Annotated in this window: 16 protein-coding genes and 1 riboswitch; of the genes, 10 read left to right on the top strand and 6 right to left on the bottom strand. The window is 70.5% G+C overall.

From position 1 onward, the window contains the following. Positions 1-15: 15 nt before the first annotated feature. Both JJ691_RS34405 and JJ691_RS34400 read right to left on the bottom strand, forming a co-directional pair. A complete protein-coding gene (locus tag JJ691_RS34405; RefSeq protein WP_211763729.1) occupies positions 16-588 on the bottom strand; it encodes a methylated-DNA--[protein]-cysteine S-methyltransferase in 573 nt (190 codons plus the stop codon). Further along, positions 585-2,063 carry an AlkA N-terminal domain-containing protein gene (locus JJ691_RS34400; RefSeq protein ID WP_211763728.1) on the bottom strand — a complete coding sequence of 493 codons (1,479 nt, stop codon included), beginning with the start codon at positions 2,061-2,063 and terminating at the stop codon, positions 585-587. The genes JJ691_RS34405 and JJ691_RS34400 overlap by 4 nt, the downstream gene beginning before the upstream one ends. Before the next feature lie 80 nt (positions 2,064-2,143). On the opposite strand from JJ691_RS34400, the gene ychF reads away from it, so the two are divergent. Beyond that, positions 2,144-3,223 (top strand): redox-regulated ATPase YchF, encoded by a 1,080-nt coding sequence (ychF, locus tag JJ691_RS34395; protein ID WP_211763727.1) that lies wholly within the window; start codon positions 2,144-2,146, stop codon positions 3,221-3,223. Here ychF and JJ691_RS34390 read toward each other — a convergent pair. Next, positions 3,220-4,212, bottom strand: a complete 993-nt coding sequence (locus JJ691_RS34390) for a hypothetical protein (protein WP_211763726.1) — start codon at positions 4,210-4,212, stop codon at positions 3,220-3,222. The genes ychF and JJ691_RS34390 overlap by 4 nt on opposite strands. A gap of 53 nt (positions 4,213-4,265) precedes the next feature. On the opposite strand from JJ691_RS34390, the gene JJ691_RS34385 reads away from it, so the two are divergent. Next, entirely contained in the window at positions 4,266-4,607 is a 342-nt protein-coding gene (locus JJ691_RS34385; protein WP_249227199.1) for a GNAT family N-acetyltransferase, read from the top strand. Positions 4,608-4,746: 139 nt separating this feature from the next. Here the strand turns inward: JJ691_RS34385 and JJ691_RS34380 are convergent, their stop codons facing one another. Together JJ691_RS34380 and JJ691_RS34375 are read right to left on the bottom strand one after the other, a co-directional pair. Beyond that, positions 4,747-5,328, bottom strand: a complete 582-nt coding sequence (locus tag JJ691_RS34380) for a Uma2 family endonuclease (protein ID WP_211763725.1) — start codon at positions 5,326-5,328, stop codon at positions 4,747-4,749. A 53-nt stretch (positions 5,329-5,381) separates the two neighbouring features. Continuing rightward, positions 5,382-5,603: a hypothetical protein gene (locus JJ691_RS34375; RefSeq protein WP_211763724.1), complete on the bottom strand. Its 222-nt coding sequence runs from the start codon at positions 5,601-5,603 to the stop codon at positions 5,382-5,384. Between the two features lie 230 nt (positions 5,604-5,833). Here JJ691_RS34375 and JJ691_RS34370 point away from each other — a divergent pair, with 230 nt between their 5' ends. Then, positions 5,834-6,319 (top strand): general stress protein, encoded by a 486-nt coding sequence (locus JJ691_RS34370; RefSeq protein ID WP_211763723.1) that lies wholly within the window; start codon positions 5,834-5,836, stop codon positions 6,317-6,319. On the opposite strand, the gene JJ691_RS34365 is transcribed toward JJ691_RS34370, so the two are convergent. Continuing rightward, on the bottom strand, positions 6,304-6,609 hold the full coding sequence (locus tag JJ691_RS34365) for a 4a-hydroxytetrahydrobiopterin dehydratase (RefSeq protein ID WP_211763722.1): 306 nt from the start codon (positions 6,607-6,609) through the stop codon (positions 6,304-6,306). The two genes, JJ691_RS34370 and JJ691_RS34365, sit on opposite strands and share 16 nt — an antisense overlap. A 45-nt stretch (positions 6,610-6,654) precedes the next feature. After that, positions 6,655-6,766: riboswitch (TPP riboswitch) on the top strand. Between the two features lie 28 nt (positions 6,767-6,794). Between JJ691_RS34365 and JJ691_RS34360 the strand changes: the two genes are divergently transcribed. The 7 genes from JJ691_RS34360 (at position 6,795) to JJ691_RS34330 (ending at position 15,763) form a co-directional block, all read left to right on the top strand. Continuing rightward, the gene (locus JJ691_RS34360) at positions 6,795-7,841 is read left to right on the top strand and encodes a thiamine ABC transporter substrate-binding protein (protein ID WP_442912498.1); all 1,047 of its coding nucleotides are present in this window, start codon (positions 6,795-6,797) and stop codon (positions 7,839-7,841) included. Next, on the top strand, positions 7,805-9,394 hold the full coding sequence (locus JJ691_RS34355; RefSeq protein ID WP_249227198.1) for an ABC transporter permease: 1,590 nt from the start codon (positions 7,805-7,807) through the stop codon (positions 9,392-9,394). Before JJ691_RS34360 ends, JJ691_RS34355 begins: the two co-directional genes overlap by 37 nt. After that, positions 9,394-10,428, top strand: a complete 1,035-nt coding sequence (locus JJ691_RS34350) for an ABC transporter ATP-binding protein (RefSeq protein WP_211763720.1) — start codon at positions 9,394-9,396, stop codon at positions 10,426-10,428. Before JJ691_RS34355 ends, JJ691_RS34350 begins: the two co-directional genes overlap by 1 nt. 269 nt (positions 10,429-10,697) lie before the next feature. After that, positions 10,698-12,818: an ATP-binding protein gene (locus tag JJ691_RS53120; RefSeq protein ID WP_211763719.1), complete on the top strand. Its 2,121-nt coding sequence runs from the start codon at positions 10,698-10,700 to the stop codon at positions 12,816-12,818. Between the two features lie 61 nt (positions 12,819-12,879). Then, positions 12,880-14,097: an FAD-dependent monooxygenase gene (locus JJ691_RS34340; RefSeq protein ID WP_211763718.1), complete on the top strand. Its 1,218-nt coding sequence runs from the start codon at positions 12,880-12,882 to the stop codon at positions 14,095-14,097. A 30-nt stretch (positions 14,098-14,127) separates the two neighbouring features. Further along, the gene (locus JJ691_RS34335; RefSeq protein ID WP_211763717.1) at positions 14,128-14,838 is read left to right on the top strand and encodes a TetR/AcrR family transcriptional regulator; all 711 of its coding nucleotides are present in this window, start codon (positions 14,128-14,130) and stop codon (positions 14,836-14,838) included. A gap of 10 nt (positions 14,839-14,848) precedes the next feature. Beyond that, the gene (locus JJ691_RS34330) at positions 14,849-15,763 is read left to right on the top strand and encodes an alpha/beta fold hydrolase (RefSeq protein WP_211763716.1); all 915 of its coding nucleotides are present in this window, start codon (positions 14,849-14,851) and stop codon (positions 15,761-15,763) included. Positions 15,764-15,874 lie beyond the last annotated feature (111 nt).

The raw sequence follows: 15,874 nt of genomic DNA, 5'->3' as shown, positions 1-15,874 counted from the left end.
GCGGAAAGCGCGGACCTAGTCGAGCCGGGAATGCTTCTGGGGGACGACCCCCAGACCCCCGGGCGAGGCTTCGCCCGGAGCTGCTGAGACGGCCTCCTCATGATCTATCAGCCAGCGCTTGACCTCGGAGCCCCAGCGGAACCCGCCGAGCGTGCCGTCGGTGCGCAGGACACGGTGGCAGGGCACGAACAGCGTCGCGGCGTTTTGCGCGCAAGCCCCGGCGGCGGCCCGAACCGCGGACGGGCGACCGGCCAGCTCGGCGTACTCCCGATAGCTGACCGGCTTGCCGGCCGGGACGGTGCGCAGCACGCGCCAGGCGTGCTCGCGGAACTCGCCGGACCGTTGCAGCACCTCGATGTCGTCGATCACCAGCAGCTCGCCCGCGTGATAGTCGCGGACCGCCTTGGTGATGTGGCCGAGCTCGGTCCGCTGCTCGATCTCGGCCGGCCGCAGCGATGGCTGCACCTGCGGGAGCAGGTCGCCGAGGTCGGCGGTCCAGCCCGAGGCCAGCACGACGTCCTGGTCGTTGACGACCGTGGTGAACGGCCCGATCGGGGTGTCCACAGTGGACGAGTACGCAGTGGTCACTTCGAACTCCTGGGGATCGGTGGGGTCGACTGGGCGGCCCGCCACAGGTGCATGCCGGCGTAGGAGCGCCAGGGTCGCCAGGCCCGGCCACGGGCCGCCAGGCCGTCCGGGTCCGACGGCAGGCCTAGGTTGGCCGCGCCCTTGAGCAGGGCCACGTCCGTGGTGAGCAGGACATCGGGTGCGCCGAGCACGCGCATCAGCACGTAGCCGGCGGTCCACGGCCCGATGCCCGGCAGGGCTTCGAGTTCGGCGCGCAGTTCCTCCGGGTCGCGGCCGACATCGACGGTCAGCGTGCCGTCGGCCAGCGCCGCGCAGGTGGCGAGCACCGTGTCGATGCGCCGGCGTGGGCCGGTGAGCACCGACGCGCCCTCCTTGGCAATTGCCTCGGGGGTGGGGAACAGCCTGGTCAGCGTGCCGTCCGGGGTTTCGAGCGGTTCGCCGAGCTGTTCGGTCAGGCGGGCCAGCGCGGTGCGGGCGGCGGCGACCGTCACCTGCTGGCCGAGCAGGGCCCGCAGCACGATCTCCGGGCCGTCGACCGCTCCCGGCAGCCGGATGCCCGGCGTCTTCGCCACCGACGGCGCCAGGTCCGGGTCGGCCGCGAGCAGGTCGTCGCAGGCCACTGGGTCGGCGTCCAGGTCGAACAGGCGGCGCACTCGGGTGACCGCGCTGCCCAGGTCGCGGAGGTCGGTCAGCCGAAGGGCGCATTCGACGTGCTGGGGTGTCGGCGTCAGCCGGACGGTCGCGCTGCCGTGCGGCAGTCGCAGCGCGCGGGCATAGCTGTCCTCGGCCGCCTCCTCCACCCCCGGGATCGCCCGGGCGCGGAGAAACGCGAGCATGCCCGCCGCATCCATCGGTGGCCGGAACGGCAGCCGCAGCGAGATGCTGCCCGGCGTCGACCGCTGGTGCTTGCGCTTGGCCGCGCCCTCCCGCAGTTGGGACGGGGTGACCGCGAACACCGCCCGCACCGTGTCGTTGAACTGGCGGATGCTGGCGAAGCCGGCCGCGAACGCCACGTCCGAGAACGGCAGGTCGGTGCCCTCGATCAGCAGCCGGGCCGAGTGCGCCCGGTGGGCCCGGGCCAGCGCCAGCGGCGGGGCGCCCAGCTCCGCCGTCAGCACCCTGGTCAGGTGCCGCTCCGAGTAGCCGAGGCGGCGGGCCAGCCCCGGCACGCCGTCGCGCTCCACCACGCCGTCCGCGATCAGCCGCATCGACCGGGCCGCCAGGTCGGCGCGTACGTTCCAGTCCGGCGAACCCGGGACCGCGTCCGGCAGGCAGCGCCGGCACGCCCGGTAGCCACCGGCCTGGGCGGCCGCCGCCGTCAGGTAGAACTCGACGTTCTCCCGCTTCGGGCGCACCGCGGGGCAGGAGGGTCGGCAGTAGATGCCGGTCGTGCGCACCGCGGTGATGAAGTGGCCGTCGAAGCGCGCGTCGCGGGAGGCGACGGCGCGATAGGCGCGTTCCGGATCGATGAGCACGGTAGGAATGCTGCCAGCGCCAGCGGCGGCCGGCTGGCGGTTTTCGGACACGAGCTTCGGGCCGCGTAGACTGCTCCGTCGTGAGTCTCACCCTCGGCATCGTCGGTCTGCCCAACGTCGGCAAGTCGACCCTGTTCAACGCGCTGACCCGCAACGACGTGCTCGCCGCGAACTACCCGTTCGCCACCATCGAGCCCAACGTGGGTGTCGTCGCGCTGCCCGACCTGCGGCTGGACAAGCTCGCCGAGCTGTTCGGCTCCGAGAAGATCGTGCCGGCCACCGTGTCGTTCGTCGACATCGCCGGCATCGTCAAGGGCGCTTCCGAGGGCGCCGGTCTCGGCAACAAGTTCCTCGCCAACATCCGCGAGGCCAACGCGATCTGCCAGGTCATCCGCGTGTTCGACGACCCCGACGTGGTGCACGTCGACGGCCGGGTGGACCCGTCGTCGGACATCGAGACGATCAACACCGAGCTCATCCTGGCCGACCTGCAGACCCTGGAGAAGGCGCTGCCGCGGCTGGAGAAGGAGGGCCGGACGCACAAGGACCGGCGGCCCGCCTTCGAGGCCGCCGCCAAGGCCAAGGAGATCCTCGACGGCGGCCGGACCCTGTTCCAGGCCCAGGCCGAGCTGGACGTGCCGCTGCTCAAGGAGCTCAACCTCCTGACCGGCAAGCCCTTCCTGTACGTGTTCAACGCCGACGAGGGCGTGCTCACCGACGAGGCCCGGCTCAAGGAGCTGCGCGAGCTCGTCGCCCCCGCCGACGCCGTGTTCCTCGACGCCAAGGTCGAGTCCGAGCTCATCGAGCTCGACGCCGAGTCCGCCCGCGAGCTGCTGGAGTCCATCGGCCAGCTGGAGCCCGGCCTCGACGCCCTGGCCCGCGCCGGCTTCCACACCCTCGGCCTCCAGACCTACCTCACCGCCGGCCCCAAGGAATCCCGCGCCTGGACCATCCCCCAGGGCGCCACCGCCCCCCAGGCCGCCGGCGTCATCCACACCGACTTCGAGCGCGGCTTCATCAAGGCCGAGGTCATCTCCTACGACGACCTCGTCGCTGCCGGCTCCGTCGCCGCCGCCCGCTCCGCCGGCAAGGCCCGCATGGAGGGCAAGGACTACGTCATGGCCGACGGCGACGTAGTGGAGTTCCGCTTCAACGTCTAACCGTTGTCGGCCGCGAGCGTGATGCTGGTCGTGGAGACCGGGCCGGCCACGCTCCGGACGTCGCCGAAGGGCTGCCAGGTACCGTCCGCGTGCCGGACGGTGTGATACACCGCGCCGTCCTCGGTCGCCGTGGCGACTTGCAGCGACCCATTGGTCGAGGCCGCCACGGCGAGGCTGCTGATGCTGGGGATGCGGCCGGTGCCGCCTTCGTATTCGACGTCACCGGTACTCGTCCAGGTGTTGTCGGAACGCAGGATCGTGTGCCAGAGCCAGTCCTGGCCGAAGACGTACCTGAGCACCACCTGAAGGTCCACGCCGACCTGCGCCGCGGCGACGTTGATCGCGGCGATCGGCGGCCCGATCACCTGCACGCTCTTCTTCGGCGACGCTGACCACGTCCCCGTCGGCGACCGGTTCTCCACGAGTACGAAGTTGCTGTCCTCCGTGAGCGCCACCACGCGCAACGTGCCGCCGTCCGCGGTCACCGAAAGGCTCAGGATTTCCGGCTCGAACGGCACCTTCTCCCACGTCGACCAGGTGCCGTCGGCCTGCTGAGTCGACACCAGTGCCGTCCAGTTCTGCAGGCGGGCCAGCACGAGTCGGCCGCCCACACTGGTCACACTGATGCTCCCGATCTGGTCGGGGGCCACCTCCGGCACACTCCCGTTGACGTCCCACGTTCCGTCCGCGTGCCGGATGTAGTGCGTCAGCGCGCCCTGCCCGGTCGGCGCCTGCGCGAAGAACAGGTGCTCCTCGCCGTTGACGATCACCGATGCCGGCTGGCCGACCGCCGCCACATCCAGATGACCGAACCGCTGCCAGTCGCCGTTCGCGTACCTGATCGTGTGAGCGAGCGTGGTGCCGTCGATGGCCACCAACTGCGCATCACCGATCGTGCTCGGCGTCGCTTGCGCCGCCGGCACCGTGCTCACCACCAGCGCCGCCGCGATCGTCAGTGTCGCCGCCAGCCTGCTCTTCGTCCGCCCCATGGGGTCAACGTATATGGCTGGAAGGTCCCCAGCGTCGCGTTTACGGTTCCCACGTGCTCATCCGTGACGCCGAGGACCGCGACTGGCCCCTGATCTATCCGTTCTTCGCCCAGATCGTCGCCGAGGGCCGGACCTACGCCTATCCCGACGGTCTCACCCTCGACCAGGCCCGCGGCTGGTGGATGGAGTCCCCTCCCGGCGGCACCGTCGTGGCCGTCGACGGGTCCGACCTCCTCGGCAGCGCCAAGATGGGGCCTAACCACCCCGGTCGGGGCTCCCATGTCGCCACCGCCAGCTTCATGGTCGACTCCCACCACCGCTCCCACGGCGTCGGCCGCTCCTTGGGCCGCCACGTCATCGACTGGTGCCGCTCCGCCGGCTACCGCGGCATCTAGTTCAACGCCGTCGTCGAGACCAACACCGCCGCCGTCGCCCTCTGGCACTCCCTCGGCTTCCGCACCATCGGCACCGTCCCCGCAGCCTTCGACCACCCCGACCACGGCTACGTCGGCCTGCACGTGATGTGGCTGGATCTCACCGTTTCTTCGGATTGAACAGCGTGGTCAGGTCAATGCTGACCGGGAACGGCACCGGCCGCTCCATGCTGCCTCGGAAGATGCCAGCCGGCACGTAAGTGCCCGTAGGGATGTCCAGTTCGTACACGTGCACAACCGGCTCGTTGTTTTCTTCCTCGACCAGCCAGTAGTGCTTGATCGACGCTTCCGCGTACTTGCGCAGCTTGACAGTTCGATCGCGGTGCTCGGACTCCGGCGAGACAACCTCCACCGCGAGCACGACCTCGGACGGGGCAAACGCGGTTCGGGCCGGATCGACCGGAGCGGACGTCGCCACGATGTCGGGTTCCGGCCTGTTGCGGTCGTCGAGGCGGATGGTGACTTCGCGGTCGACCTCGACGCCGTCCGGAGCCTGGGCCGTGAGGGCATTGGTGAGGGCAGTGACGACGCGGGCATGCCAGACCCGCTGCGGCGACATCATGAAGACAAGGGCTCCGTCGATCAGTTCGGTGTGCTTGGGAGCCTCCGGCAGGTGGTCCAGGTCGTCCGCGAACCAGCCCTCGACGCGGGGAGGGCGCATCCAGTCCGGCAATGCGGTCATAGTCTCAACCGTAGCCGCTGTGTCGGGGCTCAGGGAGCCCCGACACAGGTGGCTCACTGCTCCGAGTTGCGGTGGCGGGCGGCGTAGATGATCACGCCGAAGGCGGCGGCCAGGATGAACAGGCCGGCGACGCCGGCGAAGATCAGGTCGCCGTCGCCCTGGTGGGACGAGGCGACCTGCTGGGTGGGCGAGGCGGCTTGGGCCTGCACGGCGAACAGGACGGCGAGCACGATGGCGGCGGCGCTGGCGGCCGCGGTGCGAAAGAACTTGATCACTTCGGAATCCCCTTGTACGGCTTCACTAGAGACGACGCACGGCGGCGGGGGATCGTTGCCCGGGTCGCGCAGGTCACAACCGGATGGGTGGCGGAGGCGCGGCCGGGCAGGCGGTGGGGACAGGTCGCCGGGGACACATCCTGAGATTCCCCTGTGGAGTTCGAGAACCCGGCACGAAGCGAGGTGGGCTCGGCGTTAAGAGAGGTGTAAGGCCGACAAGGAGGGCCATCATGACCACTGCATTCGCCAACAACCCGGCGGCTTCGGCGCTGCCCACCCCGCCCACCGGCTGGCCGATCGGTTCCTACGACACCTACGAGCAGGCGCAGCGGGCGGTGGACTTCCTGGCGGACCGGGAGTTCCCGGTGCAGGACATCACGATCGTCGGCGTGGAGCCGATGCTGGTGGAGCGCGTGGCGGGGCGGCTGAGCTGGGGCCGGGTGCTCGGGGCGGCGGCGGCCAGCGGAGCGTGGTTCGGACTGTTCGTGGGCGTGCTGCTGTCGCTGTTCACGGTGGGCGGCGGCTGGCTGCCGATCGCCATCGGCCTGGTGGGCGGCGTGGGATCGAGCATGATCTTCGCGGCGATCAGCTACGCGTCGACCAGGGGCAAGCGCGACTTCGTGTCGCAGAGCCAGCTGGTGGCGCGCCGCTACGACGTGTTGTGCCAGCCCCGCAACGCGGAGGCGGGCCGGAACCTGCTCTACTCGCTGGGCTGACCGAGTAGCTCCAGCACACCGTCGATCTCGCCGGCGAGCGTGACGTCCAGGGACGTGACGCCGCCGGCGCTGTGCGTCCGGCACCGGAACGTCAGGGTCCGCCAGCGGATGTCGATGTCGGGGTGGTGGTTGTCGTTCTCCGCTATCTCGCCGATGCGGGCGACCGCCTGGATGGCCTGGGGGAAGCTGGCCAGCTCCACGATGCGAACGATCGCATCGCCGTCCTGCCGCCACTGGGCCAGTCGCCCGAGCGCCTCGGTCACCTGATCGTCCGTGAGCAATTCCGCCATGGCGTCCATGGTGGTCCCGACCACGCCGGAACGCAGCGTAAGCTCCGGGTGAGCCACGGGAGTCCGGTGCGCCGGGCTGAGAGGAGAGCGGGCGAGCTCTCGACCGTAAGCACCTGATCCGGGTCATGCCGGTGGAGGGAGGCACTACGGGCGACCTCGCGCGACGAGGTCACCTGGAGGAGAGTTTGAGCAGGACGGCACGGCTGGCCGTGTTGGCGGTGGCGGCCACGACGCTGGCGGGCTGCTCGCTGGTCGGGGGTGGTGACACGGCGTCGAGCACGCACACGGTCACGCTGGTCACCCATGACTCGTGGGCGGTGGACAAGACCCTCTGGGAAGACTTCCAGAAGACCTCGGGCATCACGGTCAAGGTCAGCATGAACGGCGACGCGGGCGCCCTGACCAACAAGCTGGTGCTGACCAAGGCCAACCCGATCGGCGACATCGCCTACGGCGTGGACAGCACCTTCGCCTCCCGGGCGCTGTCGGAGGACGTCTTCGCCGCCTACACCAGCCCGGACGCGGCCAAGGGCCCGCAGCGCTACCAGTTCGACGACTCGCACCGGCTGACCGCGATCGACGTCGGCGACGTGTGCCTGAACGTGGACACGGGCTGGTACGCGGCGCACCATCTGCCCGCCCCGACCGGCTACGCCGACCTGGTCGACCCGAAGTACAAGGGCCAGACCGTGGTCGAGGACCCGTCCACCTCCTCGCCGGGCCTGGCCTTCCTGCTGGGCACGGTCAAGCAGTTCGGGCCGGACGGCTGGCCGGCCTTCTGGACCGGGCTCAAGGCCAACGACGTCAAGGTCGACTCGGGTTGGGAGGAGGCCTACAGCCAGGACTTCTCCGGCTCGTCGGGCAAGGGCCCGCGTCCGGTCGTGGTGTCCTACGCCTCCTCGCCGGCCGACGAGATCGGCGCGGACGGCAAGCCGCGGACCAAGGCGCTGCTGAACACCTGCTACCGCCAGGTCGAGTACGCGGGCGTGCTGGCCGGGGCCAAGAACGCGGGCGACGCCCAGAAGGTGCTGGACTTCCTGGTCTCGCAGAAGTTCCAGCAGCAGGTGCCCAACAGCATGTACGTCTACCCGTCCCGGTCGGACGTGTCGCTGCCGGACGCCTGGAAGACGGCGGCGCCGCTGCCGGACGCGCCGGCGCAGCTGCCGGCCGACCAGGTGGACGCGAACCGGGAGAAGTGGGTCCAGCAGTGCCGAACACTGCTGCAAGGCTAGTTCTGCCGCTGCTGGCGCTGATCCCGGTCGGTTTCCTGGGCCTGTTCTTCGCCTGGCCGGTGGTGTCCATCGTGGGCATCGGTCTGGGCGGCAGCGGCGTGACGGCGGTGCTGACCAGCGGCGACACCTGGCGGCTGGTGGCGTTCACGCTGGGCCAGGCGGCGGCCGCGACGCTGGTGGCGGTGCTGGCCGGCATGCCGCTCGCGTACGTCCTGGCGCGCTGCAAGGTGCCGGGCGTGGGCGTGGTGCGCACGCTGGTTCTGGTGCCGTTCGTGCTGCCGACGGTGGTGGTGGGCCTCGCGTTCCGGTCGCTGCTGCCGGACGGCGGCGTGCTGTCGATCGTGCTGGCCAACGCTTTTTTCAACGTCGCGGTGGTCGCTCGGACCGTCGGCGGGCTGTGGGCGCACACGGATCGGCGCGCCGAGGAAGCGGCCCGGGCGCTGGGCGCGTCACGCTGGCGGGCGTTCACGTCGGTGGTGCTGCCGGCGCTCGCACCGGCCATCGGCTCGGCGGCGGCGGTCGTGTTTTTGTTCTGCGCCACCAGTTTCGGTGTCGTGCTGATGCTCGGCGGGGCCCGCTACCGGACCCTGGAGACCGAGATCTACCTCCGTACGGTCGACTTGTTCGACCTGCCCGGTGCGGCGGCATTGTCGATCCTGCAAGTGGTTGCAGTGATCGCGGTGCTGCTGATCGGTGCCCTCGCGCGTCGACGCCGTGAGACGGCGCTGCGGCTGCGGGGCCGCTTCGAGACGGCCCGCAGGCCGGTCGGCGGCGAGTGGATCGTGGTCGGGGCAGCCCTGGTGGTGGTCGCTGCCTTGTTGGTGCCGATCATTGGTCTTGTCGCCAACTCACTGACCACAGTGGACGGTTGGCGGGCGCTTGCCGGCACCGGCGACTCCGGCACGTTGGAAGTGTCGGCGTGGGAAGCGGCCTGGAACTCGATCCGAGCCGCGACCGACGCCACGATCCTGGCGATGGTGCTCGGCGTGACGGCGGCAGTGGTGCTCTCGCAGGTCCGGAGAGGCCGCGCGGTGCTCGGCGAGACGCTGGACCTGGCGCTGATGCTGCCGCTGGGCGTGTCGGCGGTGACGGTGGGCTTCGGTTACCTCGTCACGCTCGGCGATCTGCCCTTCGACCTGCGCACATCGCCGTTGCTGGTGCCGTTCGCGCAGGCTCTGGTGATCACGCCGTTGATCGTGCGGACGGTGTTGCCGGTGTTGCGGGCCATCGACGAGCGGCTGCGACAGGCCGCCGGCACGCTCGGCGCGGGGCCGTTCCGGGTGTGGCGCGAGGTCGATCTGGCGCTGGCCGGACGATCGCTGATCGCCGCGGCCGGCTTCGGTTATGTGGTCGCGCTCGGCGAGTTCGGGGCGACGAGTTTCCTGGCGCGGCCGGACGCGCCGACGCTGCCGGTGGCGATCGCCCGGCTGATCGACCGGCCCGGCCAGCTGAACAACGAGATGGCGTACGCGGCGTGCGTGGTGCTGATGGTGGTCACGGTGCTGGCCGTGGTGGCGATCGAGCGGCTGACACCGGCCGTTGGGGAGTTCTGATGGCACTGGAACTGCAGGGTTTGTCCGTGCGCTACGGCTCGATCGCCGCAGTGTCCGATGTGGACATCACGGTCGCCGACGGCGAGGTCGTCGCGCTGCTCGGGCCGTCAGGTTGTGGGAAGTCGACGCTGCTGCGCGCCGTCGCGGGCCTTGAGCGACCGGCCGCCGGCCGGATCCGTTGGGACGGCGTCGATCTGGCCGGCGTCGCCGTGCACCGGCGGGACTTCGGACTGGTGTTCCAGGACGGACAGTTGTTCCCGCACAAGGATGTCGCCGCGAACGTGGCGTTCGGCCTGCGCATGCACCACGTGGACCGGGCCGAGCGGGCCGAGCGGGTCGACGAGCTGTTGTCCCTGGTTGGTCTCAAGGGCTACGGCGAACGACGCGTGACCGAGCTGTCCGGCGGCGAACAGCAGCGGGTGGCGCTGGCGCGGGCGTTGGCGCCCAAGCCACGCCTGCTGTTGCTGGACGAGCCACTGTCCGCTTTGGACCGTGCTCTACGCGAGCAGCTCGCCGTCGATCTCGCGGCGCTGCTGCGCGCGACCGGCACCACCGCGCTGGTCGTCACCCATGACCACGACGAGGCGTTCACGCTGGCCGACCGGGTCGCCTTGATGCAGGCTGGCCGGATCCGGCAGGTCGGGCCGCCGGACGAGGTGTGGCGGCGGCCCGCCGACGACGTGGTCGCCGGGTTCCTCGGCTGCACCACGTTCGTGCCGGCGCAGGCCGACCGCGACCTGGTGACCAGCCCGCTCGGCGAGATCGCCCTGCCGGGTGCCGGAGACGGGACGGTGCTGCTCGGCTTGCGCGCCAACGCCTTGCGCACCGATCCGGGCGGTTTCGTGCGCGGCGAGGTCGTGCAGCGGCTGCACCGGCGCGATCACGCCCGGCTGTTGGTCCAGCTGAGCGGCGACGGCGTGCCCAGCGGCCCGGTTGAGGCCGTGGCGCCGGTCGCCGGCGCGCCTGAACCCGGCGACGCGATCCGGCTCGCCCTGGACCCGGACGGCATCGCGCTCACCGGCCAGGCCTCATAATTCGGGTCGGTTGGGTGCCGTAATTTCGCAAGGCTTTTCTCCCTGCTTTGCGGGTTTAGCGGGGCTGATCGGCTCGGCCGAAGTCGGTGTGACCGTTTGTCGCGCGTTTTCGACTGGTCGTCGCAGACCCCTTCAGTCGTCCCCCGGCACCGGTACCGTCCGGATGTCCTTCGGATCTGGGGATGGGGAAGGAGCGGGTGTCGGTCATTGTCGGCGCCCGGGCGTACCTGATGGCAGAAGAAATCGATGAGGTGTTCGGATCTGCGGCCGTGAATACGGTCGCTTCCGGTCATTTCGACACCGTTGTGCAAGCCCGGGAGATCAATGGGGGCGTGCACATGCACCCGCCGGCCGCGGACCGGCACGTACCCGGCCACCTGCCGCCGCGGCCGCGAACGTTTGCCGGTCGGGACCGGGAAACACGGCAGCTCACGGCGGCCGTGGCGCGGTCGGGGATCGCCATGATCTGCGGTGGGGGCGGAATCGGGAAGACCTGGCTGGCGCTGCACTGGGCGTACCAGAACATCGCCCAATTCCCGGACGGTCAGTTGTTTGCGGACCTGCGTGGCTTTGACGCGGCCGGTGAGCCGAAGACGCCCTGCGTCGTTCTGCACTTCTTCCTTCAGGCGCTCGGTGTCGAATCGGGGCGAATTCCCGTCGACATCGATGGCATGGCCTGTCTGTACCGCAGCCTGGTGGCTGGTAAACGAATGTTCATACTGCTCGACAACGTTCGGGACATTGCCCAGGTCACGCCCTTGTTACCGGGCAGTTCGAGCTGTGTGGTGGTGATCACCGGCCGGAGTCGGCTGGTCGGACTGTTCGTGCAGCACGACGCCCAACTCGTGCCGATGGGCGTGCTGTCCGCGCGCGAGGCGCACGCCCTGCTCACGCGTCGGCTCGGGTTCGAACGCATTGCGGGCGAGCCGGCGGCGGTCGGCGAGCTGCTGGACAGCTGCGCGGGTCTGCCGCTGGCGCTGGGCGTGGTCGCTGGCCGAGCCACTGCCCGTCCCGGCTTCACACTGACCCGGCTGGCCGAGGAGCTGCGCGACACGGCGACCCGGCTCGGCGTCCTGGACGAGCACGACCCCGCCACCAGCCTGTCGGCCGTGTTCTCGTGGTCGTACGCCGCGCTGACCGACCGGGAGGCCGAGACGTTCCTGCTGATGTGCCTGGCCCCGGGCCAGGACCTCAGCCTGCCCGCGGTGGCCAGCCTGGTGGGCCTGCCCGTCGAGGACGCCTGCGTCGTGCTGCGCGAGCTGGAACGGGTTTCCCTCGTGCAGGAACCTGCTCCGGAGCGGTTCCGGGTGCACGACCTGATCCGGCTGTACGGCATCCAGCAGGCGCGGCAGACCCCGACCCGGCACGGCCCCGAGGTCGCGCTGCGCCGGCTGGTCGACTTCTACCTGCACACCAGCCGCGCCGCCGACCGGCTGCTCGATCCGGACAGCCAGCCCGTCGACATCGTGCCGGCGACCGAGGGCTGTCGACCGGCCGTGCTCGAGACCCGGCGGGCGGCGCTGGCCTGGTTCGAGGCCGAGCATTCGCAGCTGCTCGCCGTGCAGGAGCTCGCCCACCGGTCCGGCTGGCGCCAGCACGTCTGGCAGCTGGCGTGGACGCTGCACGCCTACCACCTGTCGCGCGGGCATCTGCACCACGATCTGGCGATCTGGCGGTTGGGGTACGAGGCCGTCGAGGGCGTCGCCGAGTCCGCCGCGAAGGCGATCGTGCACCAGATGCTCGGGTACGCGTACTCACGGCTCGGTGTCCACGCGCAGGCCCTGAGATTCGTCGCCGACGCGATTCACTTCGCCGTCGAGACCGGCAACCTCGCGTACCGCGCCGCCGCCCACCACGCGGCGGCGCAGGTGTGGGGACGCCATGGCGACACCGTCGAGGCCCTCCGGCACGCCGCGGCCGCGCTGCGCATCTACCGCGCCGTCCGCACCCCGTTGCGCGAGGCGTTCGCGTTGAACATGGTCGGCAACTTCGCGGCCCGGCTCGGCGACTTCGAGCTGGCGCGCGGCACCTACGAGGCGGCGCTGAGCCTGTTTCGCGCGCACCACCACCGGCTCGGCGAGGCGACCATCCTGGACAGCCTGGGGCGGTTGGCCGATGCCGTCGGTCACACCGAGGCGCTCGGGCACTACCAGCACGCCCTCGTGTTGCTGCAGGAGCTCGGCGACACCTACGCCGCCGCCGAGACCCTGGAGAGGCTCGGTCAGACGTACCGGGCGCTCGACCAGAACAACCGGGCCCGCGCGGCGTGGCGGCAGGCCATGCGGCTGTACCGGACACAGCGCCGGACCGCCGACGCGGACCGCCTCGAATGCCAGCTGCAACTGCTGAAGGCCGGCGTCGCGACCGTCGACGGAGGCCCCTGGAACTGAGTGACGCACGCCATAGAATAGACGGAATGACGAATTTGGTCAGTGCGTCTACCGTGGTGGCATGACCACGAAGACGGAACACGGCCGCCGGGCTCTTGTCGTCGGGCTCGGCATCAGCGGCATCGGGACGGCACTGGGGCTCAAGCGCGCCGGCTGGCAGCCGGTGCTGATCGAGAAGGCGCCGCAGCGCCGCTCCGGCGGGTACTTCGTCGGCCTGTTCGGCGCGGGCAAGTCGGCGGCCGAGCGGCTCGGCATCATGGCCGGCCTGCATGACCGGACCGCGCACGACGGCGTCACCTACGACCTGGACCGCTTCGGCGAGTGGCGGCGCGGCCTCGGTTTCCGGGACATCCCCGGCGAGCCGTGGCTGATGCTGCGCGGCGACGTCGAGCAGGCCGCGTTCGAGGCGCTGCCCGAGGACGTGGAGATCCGCTACTCCACCGTGCCGACGGCGATCGAGCAGGACGACGACGGCGTCACCGTCACGCTGGCCAACACCGCCGACGGCACCACCGGCACCGAGCGGTTCGACCTCGTCGTCGGGGCCGACGGCCTGCGCTCCACGGTCCGCCGGCTGGCGTTCGGACCGGACTCGCGCTACCTGCGCCGGCTGAACTACATGATCGCCGCCTTCCAGCTGCCCGGCGGGCTCGGCGACCTCGCCCTGCACGACGGCTGCACGCTGCTGGAGCCGGACCGCTCGCTGTGGGTGTTCCCGTTCGTCGACCACGCGCCGACCATCCTCATGGGGTACCGGACCGACGACGTGGACGCCGAGTTCACCGAGCCGCCCGCGGTCCGCGTGCGCAAGGCGTTCGGCCCCGAGCCCACCGGCGACATGCTCGGCGCGGCGCTGGAGGCGTTGGAGGGCACCGACGAGCTGCTGTTCGACTCAGTCGAGCAGGTGCACATGGACCGCTGGCACAAGGGACGAGTCGTGCTGGTCGGCGACTCGGCGTGGTGCGTGACGCTGTACGCCGGCATGGGTGTGTCGGCCGGGCTGGCCGGCGCGGACCTGCTGGGCACCATGCTCGCCCGGTTCGGGGACGTGGAGCGGGCGCTGACCGAGTGGGAACGCCGGCTGCGGCCGTACCTGAACTACTACCAGCAGCTGGGTGTGCAGCAGACCGCGGTCTTCACGCCCAACCGCAAGCAGATCACCCTGCGCCGGGTGATGATGCGGGGCATGGCGATGCCGGTGACCTCCAACCTGCTGAAGTTCATGCGCACCCACAACAAGTCCGGGCGTATGAAGGAAATCGACATCGCGCGGGCATAATCCCAGGCCGGCGCCCACGGGAGGACGATCATGGCGGTACTTGCGGAACAGGACTCCGGCAGCGCGGCGCGCATTCTGGCCGCGGCGCGGGAACTCGTGCTCAAGCGCGGGGTCAAGGGGCTGACCATCGCGGAGATCGCGGAGCGGGCGCACGTCGCCAAGGGCACCGTGTACCTGCACTGGAGCACCCGCGAGGACCTGCTCGTGGGCCTGTTCGCCCGGGATTTCCTAGCCATGACCGACACCTTCGCGACGGTGGTCGCCGACGATCCCGATGTCTGCCGCCCCAGCCGGCTGCTGCCGATGGTGATGCAGAACGCCGTGGACCGGCCGTTCGTTCGCGCGCTCCAGATCGAGGACGACGACATGCTCGGCGCCCTCACCCAACACCCCCGCAGCACCAAGCTTCGTGAGGAGCTCGGCCCCGGCGCGCTGATGTACGCCGCGCTTCCGGTGTGGCGTGAGCACAATCTCGCCCGCACCGACTGGGCCCTCGACGAGCAGGCGTACGCGTTGCACGCCCTGCTCTCCGGCTTCCTGAACGCCGCCACCCAACAGCGGGTGCTCAACACCGTGTCCGTGGACGACCCGGCCCGGGTGCTGGCCGCCGCGACGACCGCGCTGCTCGGGCCGGAAACGCCCAGCCCCGAGGACATCCGGGCCACCGCCGACGCCGCACTGGCCGTGCTGACGGCCAAGCGCGAGGCGGTGCTGGAGTCCATCGGAAAACGTGAAGACTGAGGAGAAAACCTTGCCGCACCACCGCACTGTCCGCGTGAACGGCATCGACCTGCACATCGCCGAGCAGGGCTCGGGACCGCTTGTCCTGCTGCTGCACGGTTTTCCGGAGACGTCGTACTCGTGGCGGCACCAGATCGAGGCGCTGGCCGCCGCCGGCTACCGGGTCGTCGCGCCCGACCAGCGTGGCTACGGCTCGTCCGACCGGCCCGAGGGCATCGACCAGTACTCGATCTTCCACCTGGTCGGCGACGTGGTGGCCCTGATCCGCGAGCTCGACGAGGAGCGGGCCGTTGTCGTCGGCCACGACTGGGGATCCATGGTCGCCTGGAACACCGCCCTGCTGCGGCCCGACGTCGTACGCGGTGTCGTCGGCATCAGCGTGCCGCCGCTGCCCCGCCCGTCCGTGCCGCCGCTGACCGTCACCCGGGAGCGGTTCGGCGACGGCTTCTACCAGAACTACTTCCAGCAGCCCGGTGTCGCCGATGCCGCCCTGGGCAAGGACATCGCCGCCACCCTGCGCATGACCTACGCCTCCGTCCGCAATCCCGAGCCGTCGGAAGGCTTCCTCGGCCTGTTCGCCGAACCCGAGACGCTCCCGGCCTGGCTCACCGAGGAGGACCTGGCCACGTTCGTCGACCAGTTCACCGCCAGCGGTTTCACCGGCGGGCTGAACTGGTACCGCAACCTCGACCGCAACTGGGAGCTGACCGCCGCCTGGCAGGACGCCCCCATCACCCCGCCGTCGCTCTACATCAGCGGTGAGAACGACGCCGTGCGCATGTTCTACCCGCTGGACGCCGCCGCCCGGGCCCTCGTGCCGAACCTCCGTGGCGTGGTGGACGTGCCGGCCTGTGGCCACTGGACGCAGCAGGAACGCCCCGACGTGGTGACCGGGGCGCTGCTGGACTTCCTGCGCGACCTCTGACGAATCCAGCCCCCGCCCTTCCCGGGGGGCGACCCCGACACCATTTTACCAGGTGAGGGGGGTTGTGGATCTTTGTTTGGGGCGGCTGTGGACAACCCGCCGCCCGGTCCA

It is taken from the genome of Kutzneria sp. CA-103260 (assembly GCF_018263855.1).
GTDB lineage: Bacteria > Actinomycetota > Actinomycetes > Mycobacteriales > Pseudonocardiaceae > Kutzneria.
The sequence above is the reverse complement of the archived record's forward strand: the minus strand, read 5'-3'. Positions and strand labels throughout refer to the sequence as shown.